Origin of the sequence: Prosthecobacter algae (assembly GCF_039542385.1) — a bacterium.
GTDB lineage: Bacteria > Verrucomicrobiota > Verrucomicrobiia > Verrucomicrobiales > Verrucomicrobiaceae > Prosthecobacter > Prosthecobacter algae.
The window spans coordinates 546,653-566,771 of record NZ_BAABIA010000005.1; the positions used below are offsets into that span (position 1 = coordinate 546,653).

At 59.6% G+C, this 20,119-nt stretch carries 19 protein-coding genes; 6 read left to right on the forward strand and 13 right to left on the reverse strand.

Features of this window, described 5'->3' with window-relative positions; all coding sequences use genetic code 11:
- Positions 1 to 17 precede the first annotated feature (17 nt).
- Positions 18 to 1,628, reverse strand: coding sequence for a PEP-CTERM sorting domain-containing protein (locus tag ABEB25_RS14600; RefSeq protein ID WP_345737149.1), 1,611 nt, complete (start codon positions 1,626 to 1,628; stop codon positions 18 to 20).
- 100 nt (positions 1,629 to 1,728) lie between these two features.
- Entirely contained in the window at positions 1,729 to 3,474 is a 1,746-nt protein-coding gene (locus ABEB25_RS14605) for a sialate O-acetylesterase (RefSeq protein ID WP_345737150.1), read from the reverse strand.
- A gap of 247 nt (positions 3,475 to 3,721) precedes the next feature.
- Here ABEB25_RS14605 and ABEB25_RS14610 point away from each other — a divergent pair, with 247 nt between their 5' ends.
- On the forward strand, positions 3,722 to 5,059 hold the full coding sequence (locus ABEB25_RS14610) for a DUF1501 domain-containing protein (protein ID WP_345737151.1): 1,338 nt from the start codon (positions 3,722 to 3,724) through the stop codon (positions 5,057 to 5,059).
- A gap of 23 nt (positions 5,060 to 5,082) precedes the next feature.
- On the opposite strand, the gene ABEB25_RS14615 is transcribed toward ABEB25_RS14610, so the two are convergent.
- Positions 5,083 to 6,066 carry a c-type cytochrome gene (locus tag ABEB25_RS14615; RefSeq protein WP_345737152.1) on the reverse strand — a complete coding sequence of 328 codons (984 nt, stop codon included), beginning with the start codon at positions 6,064 to 6,066 and terminating at the stop codon, positions 5,083 to 5,085.
- A gap of 156 nt (positions 6,067 to 6,222) precedes the next feature.
- Here ABEB25_RS14615 and ABEB25_RS14620 point away from each other — a divergent pair, with 156 nt between their 5' ends.
- A complete protein-coding gene (locus ABEB25_RS14620) occupies positions 6,223 to 6,813 on the forward strand; it encodes a hypothetical protein (RefSeq protein ID WP_345737153.1) in 591 nt (196 codons plus the stop codon).
- A 68-nt stretch (positions 6,814 to 6,881) separates the two neighbouring features.
- On the opposite strand, the gene ABEB25_RS14625 is transcribed toward ABEB25_RS14620, so the two are convergent.
- The 6 genes from ABEB25_RS14625 to ABEB25_RS14650 all read right to left on the reverse strand — a co-directional run bounded on the left by ABEB25_RS14625 (position 6,882) and on the right by ABEB25_RS14650 (position 11,349).
- The gene (locus tag ABEB25_RS14625; protein WP_345737154.1) at positions 6,882 to 7,118 is read right to left on the reverse strand and encodes a hypothetical protein; all 237 of its coding nucleotides are present in this window, start codon (positions 7,116 to 7,118) and stop codon (positions 6,882 to 6,884) included.
- Between the two features lie 91 nt (positions 7,119 to 7,209).
- Entirely contained in the window at positions 7,210 to 8,088 is an 879-nt protein-coding gene (locus ABEB25_RS14630) for a phosphotransferase (RefSeq protein WP_345737155.1), read from the reverse strand.
- Complete coding sequence (gene tsaA / locus ABEB25_RS14635; RefSeq protein WP_345737156.1) at positions 8,085 to 8,762, reverse strand: tRNA (N6-threonylcarbamoyladenosine(37)-N6)-methyltransferase TrmO; 678 nt, start codon at positions 8,760 to 8,762, stop codon at positions 8,085 to 8,087. Before tsaA ends, ABEB25_RS14630 begins: the two co-directional genes overlap by 4 nt.
- A gap of 21 nt (positions 8,763 to 8,783) precedes the next feature.
- Complete coding sequence (locus ABEB25_RS14640) at positions 8,784 to 9,218, reverse strand: hypothetical protein (protein WP_345737157.1); 435 nt, start codon at positions 9,216 to 9,218, stop codon at positions 8,784 to 8,786.
- Between the two features lie 65 nt (positions 9,219 to 9,283).
- A complete protein-coding gene (locus ABEB25_RS14645) occupies positions 9,284 to 10,378 on the reverse strand; it encodes an amidohydrolase family protein (protein ID WP_345737158.1) in 1,095 nt (364 codons plus the stop codon).
- Positions 10,379 to 10,443: 65 nt separating this feature from the next.
- Positions 10,444 to 11,349: a LysR family transcriptional regulator gene (locus tag ABEB25_RS14650; RefSeq protein WP_425572059.1), complete on the reverse strand. Its 906-nt coding sequence runs from the start codon at positions 11,347 to 11,349 to the stop codon at positions 10,444 to 10,446.
- 163 nt (positions 11,350 to 11,512) lie between these two features.
- Here ABEB25_RS14650 and katG point away from each other — a divergent pair, with 163 nt between their 5' ends.
- On the forward strand, positions 11,513 to 13,801 hold the full coding sequence (gene katG, locus ABEB25_RS14655; RefSeq protein ID WP_425572060.1) for a catalase/peroxidase HPI: 2,289 nt from the start codon (positions 11,513 to 11,515) through the stop codon (positions 13,799 to 13,801).
- 288 nt (positions 13,802 to 14,089) lie between these two features.
- Here the strand turns inward: katG and ABEB25_RS14660 are convergent, their stop codons facing one another.
- The 3 genes from ABEB25_RS14660 to ABEB25_RS14670 form a co-directional block, all read right to left on the reverse strand.
- Entirely contained in the window at positions 14,090 to 15,739 is a 1,650-nt protein-coding gene (locus ABEB25_RS14660; protein WP_345737159.1) for an FAD-dependent oxidoreductase, read from the reverse strand.
- A gap of 96 nt (positions 15,740 to 15,835) precedes the next feature.
- Positions 15,836 to 16,144 carry a hypothetical protein gene (locus ABEB25_RS14665; protein WP_345737160.1) on the reverse strand — a complete coding sequence of 103 codons (309 nt, stop codon included), beginning with the start codon at positions 16,142 to 16,144 and terminating at the stop codon, positions 15,836 to 15,838.
- Positions 16,141 to 16,959, reverse strand: a complete 819-nt coding sequence (locus ABEB25_RS14670; RefSeq protein WP_345737161.1) for a DUF899 domain-containing protein — start codon at positions 16,957 to 16,959, stop codon at positions 16,141 to 16,143. The genes ABEB25_RS14665 and ABEB25_RS14670 overlap by 4 nt, the downstream gene beginning before the upstream one ends.
- A 122-nt stretch (positions 16,960 to 17,081) precedes the next feature.
- Here ABEB25_RS14670 and ABEB25_RS14675 point away from each other — a divergent pair, with 122 nt between their 5' ends.
- Complete coding sequence (locus ABEB25_RS14675) at positions 17,082 to 18,302, forward strand: helix-turn-helix domain-containing protein (protein WP_345737162.1); 1,221 nt, start codon at positions 17,082 to 17,084, stop codon at positions 18,300 to 18,302.
- Positions 18,303 to 18,312: 10 nt separating this feature from the next.
- Positions 18,313 to 18,957: a Vgb family protein gene (locus ABEB25_RS14680; RefSeq protein ID WP_345737163.1), complete on the forward strand. Its 645-nt coding sequence runs from the start codon at positions 18,313 to 18,315 to the stop codon at positions 18,955 to 18,957.
- A gap of 205 nt (positions 18,958 to 19,162) precedes the next feature.
- Here ABEB25_RS14680 and ABEB25_RS14685 read toward each other — a convergent pair whose 3' ends face one another.
- Positions 19,163 to 19,540 (reverse strand): hypothetical protein, encoded by a 378-nt coding sequence (locus tag ABEB25_RS14685; protein WP_345737164.1) that lies wholly within the window; start codon positions 19,538 to 19,540, stop codon positions 19,163 to 19,165.
- 138 nt (positions 19,541 to 19,678) lie between these two features.
- On the opposite strand from ABEB25_RS14685, the gene ABEB25_RS14690 reads away from it, so the two are divergent.
- Entirely contained in the window at positions 19,679 to 20,071 is a 393-nt protein-coding gene (locus tag ABEB25_RS14690; protein WP_345737165.1) for a hypothetical protein, read from the forward strand.
- Positions 20,072 to 20,119 lie beyond the last annotated feature (48 nt).

Sequence of the window (20,119 nt, forward strand, 5' to 3'; positions counted from 1 at the left end):
TCGCCCAGCCTTTTCCATCAAGCCACCTTCCGGCGACGATTGAAAAGTAGCGTGGACAGACCCACGAAGAGCAGCAGCGCACGCCCTGGCTCGGGCGTCACCACCAGATAGGCCGAGTTCGCCCAGGTGGTGGTGTCAATCGTATAGGTGAAGCCGCTGGGCAGGTTGCCAAAGGTGAGATCGGCCGGGTTGTAAGTAAGCAGGCCCGTCCAGTCGAACAACTTGTACGCGCCATTTCCAAAACCACCCAGGTCGGTGACATTGAGCTGACCCGCCAGGGTGAGGTTTCCGCGCACGCTCACTTCGTCGTCCGTGCTGCTGTCGAAGGTGCCAAGGTCAAATCTCAACACGGAAGTCGGCGCGAGCGTCAGTCCCGTCAAATCTCCCACGGTGAACTTGCCACCGAGGCTGACGCCTGCGGCACTCACATCCCCTGGGGACAAAATAGCACCAGCGGCCAGGGAGACTTCGCGCGTCAGCGTGCCGTTACCGCCCAGGATTGCCCCTGAACTCACCTGCACATTCTTGCCACTGGGGCTGGTGAGCACGCTGCCATTGACCAAGAAGGTTCCTGCCTGCACGAGGGTATTGCCCTGCCAGTTATTGCTACTGCCCGTGATGGCGACGATACCAGCACCGATTTTTACCACATCATCCACCGTACCGGTGGTGCCCGCACCGCGCACGATGTTGGCGATGTTCACTCGACCTCCAGCGGCTGCGGTAACGGTCAACTTGCTCGCGGCCTTGGTGCCATTCCCATTGGTAGTCGTGATGGTGCCGGTATAGTTAGAGATATGAGCGGTATCACCACCTACGGTGTAGTTGTGCGTGATCGCCGGAAAGTTAGTGGAGGAGGAGGCCAGTGTGATGGTACGGCCGATGGTCACTGCATTGCTGGCCAGCAGGATGCCAGTGAGCGCCCCACCATCATAGGTGGTCCCCATACTGATCGTCCCAGTGCTGTTGCCAAAGGCCCCATTGGCCCCGCTGGGGGCATCCACCAGCAGCTTGACGGTCGCGCTCCAGATGCTGGTGCTCTTGGTGTAAGTGTTGAGGGCATTCAAGACGAAGGTGCCGCCGCTGTTAAAGGCCAGTTGGCCAATCCCGGTGCCGGAAATCACGCCATTGAAAGTGGTGACACGCCCCCCGCCACCCAGGAAACGGATGTTCGTCGCCGCCGTCATGTCAATGTTTCCATTGAAGGTCATGTTCCCGCTGACCGCGTTAAAACCAATGCTGGTACCGGTGAAGACAATGTTGTTGTTGATCGTCTGCAGCGCGGAGGATTCATTGCGCAGATGCAGGCCCGCGTCATGGCCGGTGCCGGTTCCCGCGAGGTTGATCACCCCTGTTCCACCGAGCGTGAAGGCTGCCGCTCCTGAGATAAACTTCAGCGTTTGAGCACTGACATTGCTGTCCACATCCACCCCAGGCCGCACCGATCCCGCAAAACGCACGTCGTCCAAAGGTGCCACCGTGGCAGGAATCACATTCGTGTTCCAGTTATCCCCCGAACTCCACTTGTTATCCGCACCGCCTCCGTCCCAGTCCACAATACCAGCGGCGGCAGGGGAAAGGCTGACCAGAAAAGCAAGACACGGAAAAACAAACGCGCGAAAACTCATGGGGGGGATCCCATGATGCCCCGTCTTGCCAGAGGATCAACCTTAACGACGCCTAAAGCCTTAACGGGGTGCTGATGCGAAAAAATGGCCCTGGAAGCCCCTACTTTTTCGGGGCCGTCGCCTTCAGTTCCGCCAGCAGACCCTGGATCTTTTGGCGCAGTTCCTTGAACTCGGCACTGCCTTTGTCCATCGTAGCCAGCTTGGCATTCAGGGCCTTGATCTCCACCGCCTTGGCGCGGCGGATCTCCAGGGCGGACATGGGTTTGGCACCCACCTTCGGCTCCACATCATCCCAGTCATCCGTGCGGAAGACCGAGGCGGGCAGATCGTCGCTGTTCACCAGATTTGCCCCCTCCGGATTGGAAGCCCAGGCATAACGCACGGCCACAGGCTGCTTTACCTCCGCACTGCTGACCACGACGCTGTCCACGCCCTCCACCTTGGCCTCCGCCCAGTGCCAGACCTTGTCCGCCCCAGCGATTTCAAATCGTTTCAGCGCAGCGCCATCGCGGCTTTTCAAACCGCTACCTGCATGATCAAAAGTCACCCGCACGGCTCCGTCTTTCACCTCGCTGCTTTTGAAAAGCGGGCTGCTGTAAAGCAGATCACGCCCATAGTCCTTGGCCAAAGCCCAGCGGGCCAGACGGTAACCGGGCGTCATTTTGTCCTTCGGGTGGATGTCACTGACCTCACCCACGTCGTTGATGACGGCCATGCCTGTCTTGGGGGTGGTCTCCAAAATATGCCGCATCCGGTCCTGCAACAGGGCCCAGGCATCCGGCGTGCCGGGAGCCGTCGAAGGCGTGCGATAATTCGCCAACTGCACGAAATAGAAGGAAAACTCGTCTCCCCAGCGCTGCCGCCAGTCACGGATCATCAGTGGCAGCGACTCGTCATAGGGCACCGCTCCCGCTTTGGCATTGCCTTCTCCCTGATACCAAATGGCCCCGCGCAGCGTGTAGCCGACGAAGGGGTGGATCATGGCATTAAAAAGCACCCCCGGTTTGCCCTCCGTCAGCAGCGGTGGTTTAGGGACCATCGGCTTCTTGGACAGGCGCTTGCGCACTTCCGCCGATTTGCCCTTGGCCGCAGCCATCGTCGCTTTCCATTTTGCCAGCCGGGTTTCGTAGTCGGCCTGGGCGGCCGCAGGTTCATAACTGGCAGCTTCAGTCAGGAGTTTGTCCACCAGAGCCTTACTGGCCGGGTGTGTATTCAGCGCCTCGCGACTGGTGAAGGTTTCCACCGGCTTACCTCCCCAGCACGTCTTCAGCACCCCCACCGGAATGCCCAGTTCCTGGTGCAGCTTCAGCGCAAAGAAAAACGCCACGGCGGAATAGCCCGGCACCGTCTCCGGACTGCACAGCGACCACTCGCCCTCAATGTCCCCCTGCGGCTCCGCCGCCGTCACCAGCGGCGCATTGAACATGCGCAGCCCCGGATAGTTCGCTTTCGCCATCAACTCCGCATAAGCAGGCACCCGGTTCATGGTGAAGTACATGTTCGACTGGCCTGAGGCGATCCACACCTCTCCCACCAGCACATCTTTGAGGACCACGCTCTCAGCCCCTGCGGTGATCCTCAGCTCGGTTCCCTGGGCATCGGCAGGGCCGGTTTCGATCGCCACACGCCATTGTCCCTGAGCGTCTGCTTTGGCCGCAGCCGTCTTGCCTTTGAAAGCCACTGTCACCTCCGCCTTCGGGTCCGCCTTCCCCCAAATGGCCGCCGCGCGCTCCCGCTGCAGGATCATGTGATCGCTAAAAAAATGCGGCAACGAAAGCTCTGCCAGAACACTGCCAGGCAGGCTGAGGAAAAGGACGGCCAGGGAACTGCGTGAGAAATATTTCATGATGAATCTGCCCCATGAACGCTCACGGTTTCAGGACCTTGCGAAACAGTGCCCGCAAAATAACAGAAATCGGTCTAACCAAAAGGTGTGACCTCCGGAATTCATCACGTCCTTGATTTCACGGCTATGGGAGGCAGCGCTGAGCCTCCGTTGCGAACTCTCCACCCTCTCTTGGCACAATGGCACGTGTCCGCAATACCGGCAGCCACGGCCCGTAGTCCGCTCTGAATCTCCACAGAATCCGACCATGAAAATGCATCGCTTGTGCTCCGGCCATCACGCCAATCTCTTCACCACCGCCCAGGGCCGCCGTGACTTTCTCCAGGTGGGTGCCATGGCTGGGCTGGGACTCACGCTGCCGCATTTGCTGAAGCTGCAGGCCGCCCAGATGAACCTCCCACCCGTGGAGACCTACAAGCCCGTCGCCACCTCCATCATTCACATCTACCTGCCCGGCGGCATCGCCCAGCATGAATCCTGGGATCCGAAACCTTTTGCCGCACCCGATTACCGCGGCCCTTTCAGCCCCGTCAAAGGCGTCACCGGCGAATACGTGGGCGGGCAGTTTGCGAACATCGCTAAGATCCTGGACAAGATCAGCATCATCCGGTCCGTGACCCATGGCGAGGCCGCGCATGAGCGGGGCACGCACAACATGTTCACCGGCTATCGTCCCAGCCCGGCGATCAAGTTCCCCAGCTTCGGCACCATCATCTCCCACGAGCAAGGGCCGCGAAACAATCTGCCGCCCTACATTGCCATCCCAAATATCATCGCCCCGGACCAAGGCAGCGGCTACCTCAGCAGCGCCTTTGGCCCCTTTGCCCTCGGCAGTGATCCGGCGGACAAAAACTTCACCGTGCGTGATCTCGCCGCCCCCAAGGACATTGATGACCGCCGCTTCGAGCGACGCCGCTCCCTGCTCGCCGCCGTGGATGAACATTTCCGCAGCCATGAGAAATCCGACGGCCTCACCGCCATGGACAGCTTTTATGATGCGGCCTACAACCTCATCAGTTCCACCCAGGCCCGCGAAGCCTTTAACCTCAATGCCGAGCCTGACAAACTGCGCGACGAATACGGGCGCAATGCCGCCGGCCAGCGCTTTTTGTTAGCCCGTCGCCTCGTCGAAGCAGGCACCCGCATGGTCTCGGTCAACTATGGCAGTTGGGACCATCACTCCAACATCAAGGGTTCCTTTGAAAGCCAGGCCCCGCAGTTCGATGTCGCCTTTGCCAGGCTAATCAAGGACCTGGACGAACGCGGCATGCTCGACACGACGCTGGTGCTCGTCAGCTCTGAATTCGGCCGCACCCCCAAGATCAACTCCACCAATGGCCGCGACCACTACCCGCGTGTCTTCTCCGTAGCGATGGCGGGCGGCGGCGTGAAAAAGGGTTTCGTCTATGGCAAGTCCGATGCCCTCGGTGCCGAGCCTGAGGAAAACCCAGTCGGCCCCGAAGATCTCGCCCGCACAATGTACCGCCTGCTCGGCATCAATGCCTCCAAGCGTCTGGTCCTGGAAGGCGTGCGCCCCATTGACATCGTCAACGGCGGCAGGCTGCTTACCGAACTCATCGCCTAGTCACAGGCGAGCACCTCGTAGCCTTACTTCTTCGCGACAGACCAGCGCTCGACATGGTTCTCCACCGCAGGCAGCTTCTTCAGGTAATCGTAGATCGCCCCCAGATCCTCCTCGGTCATGTTCGCATACATGGTCCAGGGCATGACGGTCTGCATTTCGCCTTTGGCCGCATCCACCGGCACGGGTTTGAAAGTCCCCGGCGCATAGGCTTTGAAACGGTCCACAAACATCTGCTTGGTCCACGCACCGATGCCCGTGACGGCGTGGGGCGTGATGTTGGGCGAGCGCACCGTGCCGCTGGGCATCGCAAACTCAAAGCCGCCTGCGTAAGGCTCGCCCACGCGTTTGCCCTTCTCCATCTTCGTGTGGCACTCCGTGCAGCCTGCCGCATTCGCCAGGTAGCCGCCATAAGCGATGACGTCCGTCTTGGCAGGCAGCGGCACGGGCTGGGCGGGCTGCGACATGAGGTGCATGATCACATTCACTGGCGGGTCTGCCTTGGAGGGCCCAGGGCTGCTTTCCACCGCTGGCAGGCTACGCAGATAGGCGATGATGCTGAACACATCCTCCGTCGCCATTTTGCCATAAGAAGGATAAGGCATGATGGGGAAGAGCGGATGCCCGTCCTTGCTCACCCCACTTGTGATGGCGCGATACAGTTCGCCATCGGTCCAGCCCTTGAGGCCATAAGGGGTGATGTTCGGGGCGATAAAAGAACCTGGGAAATTCATCGTCTGGTCAAACTTCTCACCGCCCATGCCCAGACTGCCCGGTTTCAGGGGTCCCGAAAACACCGCCCAGTCACGCGTGCTGTGGCAGTCCATGCAAACCGCCACACTGTTGGCCAGATAGGCCCCACGTGCCAGCCGCTCCGGCGTGGCCTCCACCTTTAGTTCCGCCTGCACAGGGATGTTGGGCAGGTAGTTCACCACGTAATACACCCCGCCTGCGACGAGGAGAAGAGCGAGAACCAACAGGGCACCGAGGACTTTAAGCAGCTTTTTCATTAGTGGCTTCCACTAGCGAGGAGATTTTCCAAAGCAAGGCCGATCCCAAACAATGGCTAAGGGATTCGAGCGTCTGGACACACATGCAGTTAGTCCAACAACAGCCGCTCCCCGCGCTTGCCAACAAGCCTCAACCATCGCACCCCTTTCATCCTCATGAAGACACTTCTCTTTCTTATTCTCACCGCCCTCGCCCAGCCTCTCTGCCAGGCGGAGCAGTTCGTTCTCTTTGACGTGACTTTCCCCTTTACCAAAGCCGATGCGGATAACAGCACGCCCAGCAAGTCCCACTACTACGTCAAAAGCGACCGCCTGAATCCCCAGCGACCCAAGGACTGGACCAGCCCTGTGGACTACCGCAACGGCACCGTGCATGTGCGGCTGGAGGTGCTGGATAAACCCGAGGGCGGCGCACCCACCACCTGGAGTGTCTGTTACATCCCCTACAAAGGCCAAAACCATGGCTATGGTTGCATCGGCACCGGGGCCTATCAAGAAAAAGGGGTGTATGAAAAGGACATCGCCATGACCAGCTTCTGGCAGAACAACGACATCCTCTGGGACCAGGGCATCAAGGAAATGCACCTCGTCCTGAAGGATCACACCAACACCCACGCGCACAAGCGTCCCGATGCCGAGAAGTTCTTCCCTACCCGGGTGCGCATGACGCTCATCCAGGTCTCCAAAGGAGACACGTACGATCCAAAGTTGCTGCCAGAGCAGACAGAAACGGCGGTGAAGAAATGAAGTCTCTCGGCAGAGAGCGCCTCACTTCTTCACGCAAGAATCGTTAAATCTGGTTAGGCCCGGGCTGCTCAATGCCAGTGGCCGCGATGGTAGCCCGACGAACGGTAAGAAGAACGACGGTAATGCCCGTTATAACGACGGTCATAATGACGATTATTGTTATTGTTGGCCAGGCTGTAAGCCAGCAAACCGGCGGCAGCAGCGCCAAGTACCGCCCCCTCAGGGGTCACCACTTGCTGCGGCCTGCCATAGGCATCGTAAGCGGTGGTGCAACTGGTGAGGGTGGCACCCAGAAGCAGGACCACGATAAAAGAATGGAATCGAGTTTTCACAACAACTCTGACGAGATGCCGCAAACGCGTATTCAATCTCTTCGCATCATTTGCGCTGAAGCCTCTACTTGGCCACCGCCGCCAGCCAATCCAGCCGGCGCTGCAGTTTGGCCTGCCGCTCAGCATTTGGATTCGGATAAAGAATGGGGTACCAGGCACTCATCACCGCCGCGCGTGCAATCAGGCTATGGTGCAACGCCTCTTCATGAATCTGCCCGCCCGCATCACGATACGCCCCCAGGATCTGGTTCACCGTGTCGTGATCTTCCTCCAGGATCTTCGCATTCCAGATGATGGAGGCGAGGTCCCATTCCACCGGGCCGGAGAAGGTGTCTTCCCAGTCCGCCCACAGCAGGCCCTGAGTGGTGTTCATCAGGTTGCCCAGATGCGCATCCCCGTGCAGGGGATGATGCGGAAAGGCATCCAGTTTTTCCAAAGATTTCGTTAGGCAACAACCCAGCAAAGACAGCGTATCTTCGGAAAACAGCCCGCGCTCACGGAGAGTGGTCAAAAGACCCAGGCTTTCCGTCAGGATGGCCAGCTTCGGCAAGGGCTCTGGGAAACTGCGCAGAACCTCATGGCAATCCTGTAACGTTCTCCCGATCTCCGCCGCCTCCGGCTCGGCCTCCACGGTTGAAACGTATAACCAAAAGTTCAGCGTGTAGCCCAGGTGCTCATGCGGTTTCTGCGGCAGGTCGGGATGCATCGGCACCACAGGCGCTCCATGCTGCGTCAGGTGCCGTGCCAACGCCGTCTCACGGGCAAACCATTCCGTGCCTTGGCGCGGCCCGTCCACATCCTGCACCACCCGCGCCACCAGCGTTTCGCTCAGCCGAAGCACCAGCGTGTTTCCATCCTGAAGCACCTCGCAACGGTCCAGTTTTAGACCATGGGCGAGGGCCGTTTCAGTGGCCGCACGAATAGGCAGGTCGAGGTGGCTCATGGAGCAGGGAAGGGGCTGCAGGCGACAACCTTCGCACAATCAGGCAGCGCTGCCCAGCGCACGCGCCAGCCCGCAATCTCCGTCACATACTCACGGATATTGTCCGCGTGATAGGCAGGCTGAGGTTGCAGGGCCAGGGACTGGTCCATGATCACACGCACCTCTTCAGGCGGCGGCTCGCACTCCCATAGCACGGGCACTCGCACGGGTGGAGTATCCGCAAAGCTGCTGTTGGCCTCAGGCACGGAGTCTGCGTAACGGATGTACGGCTTGATGTCGAAAACGGGCGTGCCATCCACCAGATCCACCCCCGAAACAAAAAGGCGCGGCGCTTTGTCTCCCTCCAGCTCCACCCGGTCCAGTTTCACCACACTCAATGTTAGGCGATTCGGTCGAAAGGGTGATCGTGTGGCAAACACCCCCTTGCGCTCATTGCCACCCAGCCTCGGTGGGCGAACGGTGAGTGAAGAAGGCTCCTCCTTCACCAGATGAAACTGCGTGATCAGCCACAGATGGCTGAATTCTTCCATGCCTCGCACCGCCTCCACCCGCCGAAAGGCAGGCTCAAACTCGACAATTCCCCACGCCGCAGGCACCAGCCCCGGCTGCCTCGGCACACCAAACTTGTCCGTGTAGCAAGTCCGCAGCGTGGCGATGGGCGTGATTTCAGGCATGCAGCAAAGACCGTGCAGAGACTACTTGGAGGTCCATTCCTTCACCAGCTTGGCCCCCGCACCCGCACCCATGGCGGCGGTGCCTTTTTGCACCAGCGATCCATCCGTATTGAAGAGGAAGTACACGGGACGATCCATGCCTTCACTGCCGATCACATCGCGGATGTTCCGGTCTTTAAAATCCGTGATCACCAAGATGAAATGTTCGCGCACCAGCTTCTTCGTCTCTTCCAGTTCCAGCATGCCTTTGATGTGGAAGGCTTGCCCATTCTTCTTCTCGTCGTAGGCAAAGACCAGCACCCGTTTGTTATCCTTCTCCCCGCGTTTGATCGCAGCCCCGACGCTATTGCCCGAAGTCATGCCCATGAAAGCCTGCGAATCGAACTCATCCGCCTGCGCCTGGACGAGGAAGAGAACCAGAAGGAGGAGAGGATGCAGTAGAAAGCGTGGAGTCATGATCTAGCCTGTCCGATGAATGACGCTTGGCAACGACGTTTCTTGGCGCAGAAGCAGCACCCGCCTCATCCCAGAATCCGCCACGTCAGTTCGATGCCCAAGCCCAGCGGCAAAGGGGTGATGGGGCCGGCAGGAGTTTCCAGCAACGGCGTTTGCGAGGGGGCTTTTTCCATCTGGAAACGCAGTGCAGAAGCCGGGAACCCGTAGAAACCAGGGCCGTTGAGGCTGAGAAATCGCTCGAACAGGGCTTGGCCATCAGCGCTGCCCAGATCCACACCCGCTTCTTCAAACGCCATGGCATAAAGCTGCGGCGCACACCCGCCCGTAAAGCAACCCGCCGCACAACCGCAGGCGGTCGCTTTCGTCGTATGAGGGGCGCTGTCGGTGCCTGCAAAAAACTTGCTCTGCCCGGCCTGGGTCACCTGCTGCCGCAGTGCCGCACGATCATCCTGGAACTTCACGATGGGCAGGCAATACAGGTGGTACTTCAGGCCCTGGATCAGGTGCCCCATCGTGTAAAGCAGGTGCTGCGGGGTGATCGTGGCCCCCACATGGTCCGGGGCCTTCGCCACAAACTCAGCCGCCGTCCGGGTGGTGATGTGCTCGCACACGATGCGCAGTTTCGGATGGGCTTCCAAAAGGCGCGGCATCCGCTCGCCGTAAAACCGCGTCTCCGCATTCTGCTGCGCGTCGATGTAGTCCGGCCCGCTCAGCCCATGCTGCTCGCCGTGGATGCACAGGATGATGCCCTCCTCCTCCATCGCCTTCAGCACTTCCCCGCCGATGAGGTCATCCATCGGCAGGCCATGCTCGGCATTCGTGGTGCCATGCGGCGGGTAGTATTTGCAGGCGCGCAGCAGGCCGGAGGCCGCCCCTTCCTGGATCATCGCCGCCGTGGTCTGGCGAGTGAGGTAAAGCGGCACAATCAGTTGCTCAAAGTCATCTGCCCCCGCAGCACGCAGATCCGCTGAATAACTCTCCAGCGACCAGGCATCCGCCTGCGCTGCGCCAGACACCCGCGACACTGGTGGCTGCGTGTTTGGCATCGCCAGCGCCCCAGCACAGCCCATGTCCACATGCGCCTTCACATAAGCCGCCATGGCAGGCCCTTGGCGGAAGTGCGTGTGAAGGTCAAACCAGCGGGGAAGATCAAGTGTCATCCCTTTCTTTTAGCGGGTGGAGACGAGGGATCAATCTCAAGCTCATCACCAGAACACGGTACGCCTTAGCTAGCGGAGTGCGATGGCGGGGATTGATGCCGCACATGCTCCATCAGCGCTTTCAGCGCCTTGCCCTGGTAACGATACGTATTCCACATCAGCGCCACAGTCCGCAGGGGCTTTTCGCCGCTGAAGGAGCGGTAAACACGCCGATTGCTCAGGTCCAGCCGACGGGCCATTTCAGGAACGATGGACACCCCATGATCCAGCGCCACGAGTTCTTGCACCGTGGTGAGCTGGCTTGTCCGCTCGATGGTCACCGGTTGCACGGACTGCCGACGGCAAAACGAAGAGATGTTTTCCGACAGGCAATGGGCCTCGTTCAGCATCACAAAAGGATAACCATCCACAGAGGCGACCGCGATGCTTTCCTCCGCCGCCAGCGGATGTCCGGCAGGAAGGACGAGCAGCAACTCCTCGGTGAACAGGGGCTCCACCTCCAGGTATTTGGCGATGATCGGCAGGGCCACGATGGCCAGGTCAATGTCTCCATGGCTGCAGCTTTTGATCAGGCTCTCGGTCGTGTCTTCCTGCACAATCACCGAAATATCCGGGTGCTTTTCGGCAAAGCTGCCCAGCAGGCTCGGCAAAAAGTAGGGCGCGATGGTCGGGATGGCCCCCAGTCGTACCCGGCCCCGGCGGCCAGCCTCGGAAAGCTCAGCGAAGGTGTCCTCGACCAGTTTCAGGATCTTCTTCGCCCGCTCAAGTAGGAGCTCGCCAAGCTCCGTCAGGACGACCTCGCGCGGCTTGCGCTCAAACAGCGGCTGCCCGAGCTGATCCTCCAGTTTTTGGATGGCCCGGCTCAGGGCAGATTGGGAAAGATTCAAATCCTCACCCGCCCGCGTGAAGTTTTTCGTCCTCGCCAAAACGACGAATTGCTCAAGGGACTGGATGTCTAGGTCATTCCTCACCTCAAAAGGTTAGCCATGCGTCACGCGCATCGCAAGCATTCATATTATGCATTGGATGCATCATCTATTCTCCCGGACTTCATTCCCTGTTCGGACTTCCCCCCATCCGCAACTCGACAACCACCCAACCCTACCTGCTATGAAACTACCCAAATTCAGGGCCATGTTCTCCACTCTGATGCTGGCTCCGGTCATGCTGGCACCAGCACAGGACGCTTCGGCCCCCTCTGATAAAAAGCCTGCAGACGATATCAGCAAATGCCCGGTCATGGGCAAGCCCGCGGGTCCCATGAGACACACCGCCGCAGGGGCCATGACCAATAGCGACTGGTGGCCGGAACAGCTCAATCTCAAGATCCTCCACCAAAACTCCCCCAAGGGAAATCCGATGGGAGGTGAGTTCAATTACGCTAAGGAATTTCAAAAGCTCGACCTCGATGCACTCCGCAAAGACCTGCGCGAGCTGATGACCACTTCGCAAAAATGGTGGCCGGCCGACTATGGCAACTACGGCCCATTTTTCATCCGCATGGCCTGGCACAGCGCTGGCACCTATCGCCTCAGCGATGGCCGTGGCGGTGCCGGTTATGGCACCCAGCGGTTTGCCCCCCTCAATAGCTGGCCGGACAATGCCAACCTGGACAAGGCCCGCCGCCTCCTCTGGCCCATCAAACAAAAATACGGCAACAAGATCTCCTGGGCAGACCTGATGGTGCTCACCGGAAACGTGGCCCTCGAGACCATGGGCTTCAAGACCTTCGGTTTCGGAGGTGGTCGTGAGGATGTCTGGGAACCGCAGGAAGACATCTATTGGGGTCCTGAAACCAAGTGGTTGGGCGACAAACGCTACAGCGGCGACCGCGAGCTGGAGAAGCCTCTCGCCGCCGTCCAGATGGGCCTCATCTACGTGAATCCAGAAGGCCCCAATGGCAATCCGGATCCCCTGGCTGCTGCCAAGGACATCCGCACCACCTTTGGCAACATGGCCATGAATGACGAAGAAACCGTGGCCCTCATCGCTGGCGGGCACACCTTCGGCAAGGCCCACGGTGCTGCCAAGCCGGATGGCAACGTCGGCCCTGAACCCGAAGGCGCACCCCTGGAGGAGCAAGGCCTCGGTTGGAAAAACAAGCATGGCAAAGGCAATGCCGAAGACACCATCACCAGCGGCCTGGAAGGTGCCTGGACCTCCACCCCAGCCGCCTGGTCCCATGGTTACTTCACCAATCTCTTTGCCTTCGAGTGGGAGAAAACCAAAAGCCCCGCCGGAGCCACCCAGTGGATCCCCAAAGGCGGCGCTGGCAAAGACACAGTGCCTGATGCCCACATCCCCAACAAGCGTCACGTGCCCATCATGTTCACCACGGACATTGCTTTGAGAGAAGATCCAGCCTACGCCAAGATCTCCAAACGCTTCCTCGAAAATCCGGACCAGTTTGCTGAAGCCTTTGCCAAAGCCTGGTTCAAGCTCACCCACCGCGACATGGGACCTGCCGAGCGTTACCTTGGCCCCCTGGTTCCCAAAGAAAAACTCCTCTGGCAGGACCCCGTTCCCGCTGTGGACCATGAGCTTGTTGGCGAGCAGGACATCGCTGCGCTGAAGGGCAAGATCCGTGATTCAGGCCTCACCATCCCTCAGCTCGTCTCCACCGCCTGGGCCTCCGCCTCCACCTTCCGTGGCAGCGACAAACGCGGCGGTGCCAATGGTGCCCGCATCCGTCTGGCTCCTCAGAAAGACTGGGAGGTCAATCAGCCGAAGCAGCTCGCCAAGGTCCTCGAAACGCTCGAAAAAATCCAAAAGGAATTCAACAGCGCCCAGTCAGGCAAGAAGAAGGTCTCCCTGGCAGATCTCATCGTGCTCGGCGGCAGCGTCGGCGTGGAAGAAGCGGCCAAGAAGGCTGGTCACACCATCACCGTCCCCTTCCATCCGGGCCGCACCGATGCCACCCAGGAAATGACTGATGTCGAAGCCTTCGCGGTGCTGGAACCGAAGTCCGATGGCTTCCGCAACTTCCTCGGCCATGAACTGGACCGCCCGGCTCCTGAAAACCTCGTGGACCGCGCCCAGTTGCTGAAGCTTTCCGCTCCAGAGATGGCCGTCCTCGTCGGTGGCATGCGTGTCCTTGGCACCAATGTGGGGGAACCCAATCTTGGCGTCCTCACCAAGCGCCGTGAAACCCTGACCAACGACTTCTTTGTCAACTTGCTGGCCATGGGCACCGACTGGAAAAAGTCCGAAATGTGCGAGTACTTCTACGAAGGCCGTGACCAGGAAACTGGCGAACTGAAATGGACCGCCACGGCCATTGATCTGGTCTTCGGTTCCAACTCCCAGCTCCGTGCCATCTCCGAAGTCTATGCCAGCGCCGATGCCGAACCGAAGTTCGTCACCGACTTCGTCGCTGCCTGGACCAAGGTCATGAACGCAGACCGCTTCGATCTGGCGAAATAACCTCCCGCCAATCCCCCCGGACTTGTCATTCAAGACAAGCAGGAAACCCATCTCAGCCCTCGGCTGGGGTGGGTTTTTTGTTTGGTGCCTGTTATCCTTAGAACGAGGATGCCCAATCTCTTTTCCTCGCGGCGCAGCCGGCCCGAGGGGAGCGCGGACGCTCTTGTCCGCAACCGAAACAAGATGCGGCGCAGCCGCCACTCGATTCAATGAATGTGACGAACTCACACGTCTGCTTCTATTCAAGACGCTTGGATCGTCAGGCCACTTCGTCGCATGGTTTTAGGATTATTCGATCGGCGGCGGAAGGATCTTCTGCCCCCGGCTGAGAAGCTTCTCCCTGAGCTCCACGTAAGGCACATCCTGCACCGGGCAATCCTTTTCCAGAGCTAGCGCTGCGGCCGCCCCCGCCGATTGACCCAGGACCATGAAGGTCCACTCCAGGCGGACAGCCCCATAACCAGCATAGGAAGCGGACAAGGCGGAAGGAACGAGGAGATTGCTGCACTCACTGCGCTTCGGCACGATGGCACGGTAGGGGATGCCGAAGGGCGCGTAGTTCGTGTAGTTGATGAAAGCGCCTTCATTGTACACGTGGCCATCCTTGATGACGCAGCGTGCCGCGTGGAGATCCACAAACCACCAGCCGATGCCGATGGGGTCGTCCACAGGCGGGGCTGGCTGCAGGCTGCCGCCCGTGGCCTTTTCTTTCGGGCGGGCGAGCACGTCCGCCTCGGTGATGACATATTCGGAGATCATGCGCCGACTGCTGCGGAGGTAGAGCATGCGGGGCCAACCGCCATTGTCGGTGAACTCATCCGCGCACAGCCCCCACTGCGACCATTCCTGGCGGATCTTTTCAGGCACGGAGGCATCGGTGGAGAGGAAATAAATGAGTCCCTGCGTGTACCGCCGATGTTCGTCATAGATGGCCTTGCGCTCACTGTAGCTGCCATTCGGGTAGCCATGGTTACGGCCATAAAAATTGGCGGAGAGCTCGTGCCAGCTCCCCAGGTCAACGAGGCGTCTTTTGGGATCGGGGCTCGGACTTCCAGGGCCATCCAGCCAATCGTTCACGCCACCCGCTGCCAGGAAGCGGCGGTAGATCTCATAATCGGAGGACTGGTAGCCTTCCGGGGCCGTGATGGCGATTTTATTTGAATCATCTTTGGTTAGGGGCAGCCGGAAGCAGAAACCCATGGCGCTTTTGTCGGGCGTGCCATGCTCGCCCACCGCCTCGTTCTGCACGCCGACGATCGTGCCGGAAGATGGGTCACCAGGGGTTTTGTACGGGTCCACCTTAACCTGAAACTGCTGCTCCAGCGTGGGATGGATAACCCCGCCCACTGTCTCGCCGTATTTGGCATTGCCTTCACGCCCCCAGGTGTAACTGACTCCGGAGAAGGCCATGAGATCCCCCTCCACCGTTCCGTCAATGAAGACCCGGCCACTGATGCGCGTGCCGTCCTCACAAAGAAAGCTGGTGATGCGGCCATCCTTTTTCACCACGGCACCCGGCTCTTCAGACAGGCGCTTGCGGCGCAACACAGGAACCTTTTTCTCCGCCAGCCATTCATCGATGGCTTTCTCAGCTATGGAGGAACGAAACCTGTATTTGGGTTCCGTGGCCTTGGGGTCATAGGCCCGCCCGACGCGAATGAAAAATTCCTTGGCCAGACCGCCGACCGGCTGCCCATTCCCTGCCCGTTTGTCCACATCCTGGCTGCCAAGTCCTTCGGCGATGATGCCTCCCAGATGCTGCACCGGAGAAACCAGCAGCACTTTACGACCACTGTCCGCCACCTCAATTGCAGCCGTGATGGCCGAGGGCGAGTCGCCATAGACGACGATGTCAGCCACATGCTCTTTGGGATCGCCTTGGGCGGAAAGAGCGGTGGCAAGGGTGATGAGAACAAGCAACAGGTGGCGCTGGATCATGAGGCGTTTGGGCTAAAGGTCATTCCCATACAATGGAAATGACCCATGTATAGCCCCAGCCTCCCGCAACCGTGGCAGGCTGACAAAGGCGGCAAATCAGCCGCCCTCCACCTGCGGCAGTTTGGCACCCGCCCTACCGCGACAGCACTTAGTCAGCCCTTTCAGCGCCAGGCAGGCCAGCACGCTGAGGCAGACGATGAGGAGGCCCAGCCGCAGGTGCGAGGCCACGGCGGTGGACACGCTGATCCCAGTAATAAGCGCCACATACGCGGCCATGCAGACTGGACACTTCGGCATCAGGATGAGCGTGACACTGGAGAAGAGAAAACCCGTGACCTGCGTGACCCGTCGTTTCGATGTCCCAGGGCTACGAGGGCGATCCATGCAGCATGAGAGGGATTTCATGAGCGTTTGGGGTGCTGGCAGCAAGACCCTGCTTGGCTGCTTGCCGTTTCGTATTGATCATGGTGACGCCACCAGACTCCGCCTTCCTCATTGCGCCCCAGCGGAGCTCGATCCAACCAGGGATACATGCCCCACAGACTGTCCACACCACGCGAATAGGTGGAGTAGGTGTGGTAAATTGTGCCACCTTCCTGAATGAAGGCACTCATCCCCGGCCTCTGCCGAAGGTAGGTGGGTGTATTGACGCCGCACATCGTGGCGAATTCGAACTCCGCCCCTTCGCCTCCACCCGGTTTGCCATCGCGCCATTCCTGCTGCGGTTCACGGGTGAAGTTGTACTCCAGACCGTCGCGCTGCTGTTCCTCAGTGTATGAGGCGCAGAAGTCGAAATTGAAATCGCCGCCCAACGATGAAGCCCAGGGAAAGCTCCAGCCCATCCGCTTTTTGAAGGCCACCAGTTTCTCCAGCGGGGCCAGGGAAACCGCCGTCAGCAGGACATCGTGATTCGCCAGATGGACTGCGATGCCATTGAACCCATCCGCGATGGAGGAGCACGAAGGGCAGCCTGCCGTGTAGTCCGGACCAAACATAAAATGGTAAACCAAAAGTTGCGAACGGCCCTGGAACAGGTCCGCCAATTTAGCTTCGCCCGCCTCGGTCATGAAGCGGTAGTCTTTGGCCACAGGCACCCAGGGCAGTTGCTGGCGTTGCCGGGCCAACTCGTCACTTTGGCGTGTCAGTTCCTTTTCGGCTTTCAGCAGTTCCAGACGTTCTTTGAGCCATTCTTCTTGAGTTCCGATTCGGTGTGCAGTCATGGGGATTCCTCCTTGGATGATGATGTGAGTTTCGTTTGAGTAGCGACCCATGGCTGGGTCGTCGGAATCAAGTTATCGCTTGGCAGCCACGTGTGTGAGTGACAACGATGGCGCGATTATTCATGGACTCGCTCATCACTGCGGCTGCCTCCGCCCTCGCTGCGGGAGATCCCCTGCGTGCGCTGAATTGCGTGGCGCTACGCGAGGACGCACCTGCCCTGGCACTGAGAGGCATTGCCATGGCACAACTGGGCGATCTGCCCCAGGCCCAACATCTTTTGAAGCGGGCCGCGCGAGTCTTTGGTCCCAAGCAACCCCTCGCCCACGCCCGCTGTGTGGTCGCCCAAGCGGAGATCGCCTTTGTGTCCCGCGAGCTGGGTTGGCCTGTGAAAGAGCTCGCCTCAGCCCAGGTCACGCTGAAACAAAACGGCGATGCCCTCAATGCCGTGCATGCTTGCCATCTCCAGGCTAGGCGTTCGCTTTTGCTCGGTCAGCTCGATGACGCGGAACGTCTGCTAGGCACTGTTGATCCTGCGCCTTTGCCACCGATACGACGGGCCGCACATGAGATGATTCTCGCCGGCATTGCCATGCAGCGTTTGCGCACGGTTCCTGCACGGGAAGCTTTGGCCCGCGCCCGAGAAGCCGCGCATTTGTCCCGCGTCCCTGCTTTGAAAGCCGAAGTGGCCGCCGCTGCTCAGCGTCTGGAAACACCCGTAGCTCGGCACATCATAGGCGACCATGAACGCCTCATCCTGCTTTCCGATGTGGAGGTCTTGCTGGCCTCAGGCACCTTGGTGGTAGATGCCTGCCGCCGGGTGGTGCGGCGAGGCAAAGTAGTGATACCCTTAGCCTCGCGCGCGGTGCTGTTTGCACTCGCCCGTGCGCTGGCCGGAGCCTGGCCTAACGATGTTTGCCGAACGGATCTTCTGCGCGCTGCGTTTCAGGCCAAGCGGGTGGATGAATCCCATCGCGCCCGGCTGCGGGTGGAAATCGGTCGCCTCCGCCAGTTGCTGAGGCCACTGGCGGATGTGCAAGCGACCCCGCAGGGCTTTGCGCTCCGGCCTCGCAACGATGTGGCCGTGAACGTTCTGGCCTGGCCTGTGGAGGAGGAGCACGGTGCGGTGCTGGCCTTTCTGGCTGATGGTGAGGCCTGGTCTAGCTCGGCTCTCGCGCTGGCTCTTGGCATCAGCCAACGCACCGTGCAGCGTTCTCTCGATGTCCTCGCAGAGGAGGGAAAAGTGCAGTGGTTTGGCCGCGCCCGGGCGCGACGATGGACCGCCTCCTCCGTGCCTGGATTCACGACGATAATGTTACTCCCCACCTTGCTACCCGGCGGTTAGACTGATTCCCATGAACCCCACCACCTCCCCTGCCGACATCATTGGCGAATTTGGCCCTTACCCAGGCAACGCCCAAGTGAACGGAGTCACCTATGACGGCCAGGTCGTCTGGTGGGCTTCCAACAAGAGACTCAATGCCATGGATCCTGCCAGCGGCGAGATCGTCCGTTTCCTGGAAGTCCCCGCTCATGCAGGCACGGCCTATGATGGCAAGCACCTCTACCAAGTCACCGAAGGCCACATTCATAAGATCAACCCCGAAACTGGCGACATCCTCAGCACCATCCCAGCGCCCAGCGCCGATGACAGCAGCGGTCTGGCCTGGGCCGAAGGCAGCCTGTGGATCGGGCAGTATGAAGGCCGCAAGATTCATCAGCTAGATCCCCAAACCGGCGCCATCCTCCGCACCATCACCTCCAACCGCATGGTCACTGGCGTGACCTGGGCGGATGGCGATCTTTGGCACGGCACCTGGGACGACGACAGCGAACTCCGCCGTATCGACCCCCACTCCGGCGAAGTCCTCGAAAGCCTCACCATGCCCGAAGGCATCGGCATCTCCGGCCTCGAATCCGACGGCCAAGACCGCTTCTTCTGCGGCGGAGGTGGCAGCGGAAAGGTGCGTGTGGTGCGCAGGCCTAACAAAAAGAGATAAAACATCGCGAGCAAGCCGTAGGACGGGTGTGTCCGGCTATGGAGGTCCTTTTCGAAACAGCCCCTGTTGCCGGATGACCCGCTCCACCCTCCCCAAACCAGGCGGGTAATCCGGCGCTTGGCTCGCACGAGTCAGCGAACATCGTTCCCGCCGGACACACACCGCCCTACGTTCCTGCACCGCACCCTCTAAAAACGAATGGGAGCTACTCGAAGCTCTTGCGAATCTCTGCGTGAGCAGCCGCCACGGCGGCCTCACGTTCCTGGATCGCCGCATAGCGCATCGCAAAACTTCCCACTTCTGTTGAACCCGTGAGCAGATGCCGAGCCTCGGCCACCAGCGCATCCTTCCGCTCCGTCGTGATCGGCGGCTTTTCCTCCATCGCCTCATCTATCATCACGACCAGTTGCGAAAGCTGCCTCAACCAGGAAAAGCGCTCATCTTCGGTGAGCATCTGCAGAAGCTTCAGCGGCGACAAGGTCACCTTCTCCTCTTTCTCATACGCCACGCGCTCCGTATTCATGAGCAGCTTGTGCAGGCTGAGTAGTTGGTTGCGAAGGGCAGGCAGAGGATGGTCGTTCATAGCGGTCATCGTGAAGCCATCCATGATGGGAAGGCGTGCTATTCTGGTCAAGCCAGTTGAGAAGATCAATGATCCTGCCAGTTGTCATCAACCTTGGCAAAGGACGGGGCTTGATCCATGCTTTGAACCTGATCCTGCATGGCCACTTTTCATCAATTGTACAATCCCGAAGACAGTCTTTGGAACATCTACCTTCAGTTCGTCTTTGCAGACCTTGAGAGTGACTCTCCGCCGTCGCTATCCCGAGTCATTGAATGGTTTCAGCAGCATCCCTCCTTCGAAGGCTTTCCCGGCGATCCTCATCAAGAAACGATTCCTCTGAGAAACGTGACCGAGCGTTCGATTCGGGAGATCCCTGTGGAGCACGGCCTCGAGATTTTGGAAATCACCATCAAGCACGCGGTCCATTACAGCAGCAATGAACGTCTGATGCCAGACCAAGCCAAACTTCTGTATCCGTCAAGCCAAGCGCCGTGGGATCATAGTCGATCAGTAAGAGGCATAGACATAGGCTATGGCTCTTATGGATGAGTCATCAGCAGCGATATTGAAACGTGATGTGGTGGGGCGTGTGGTGAT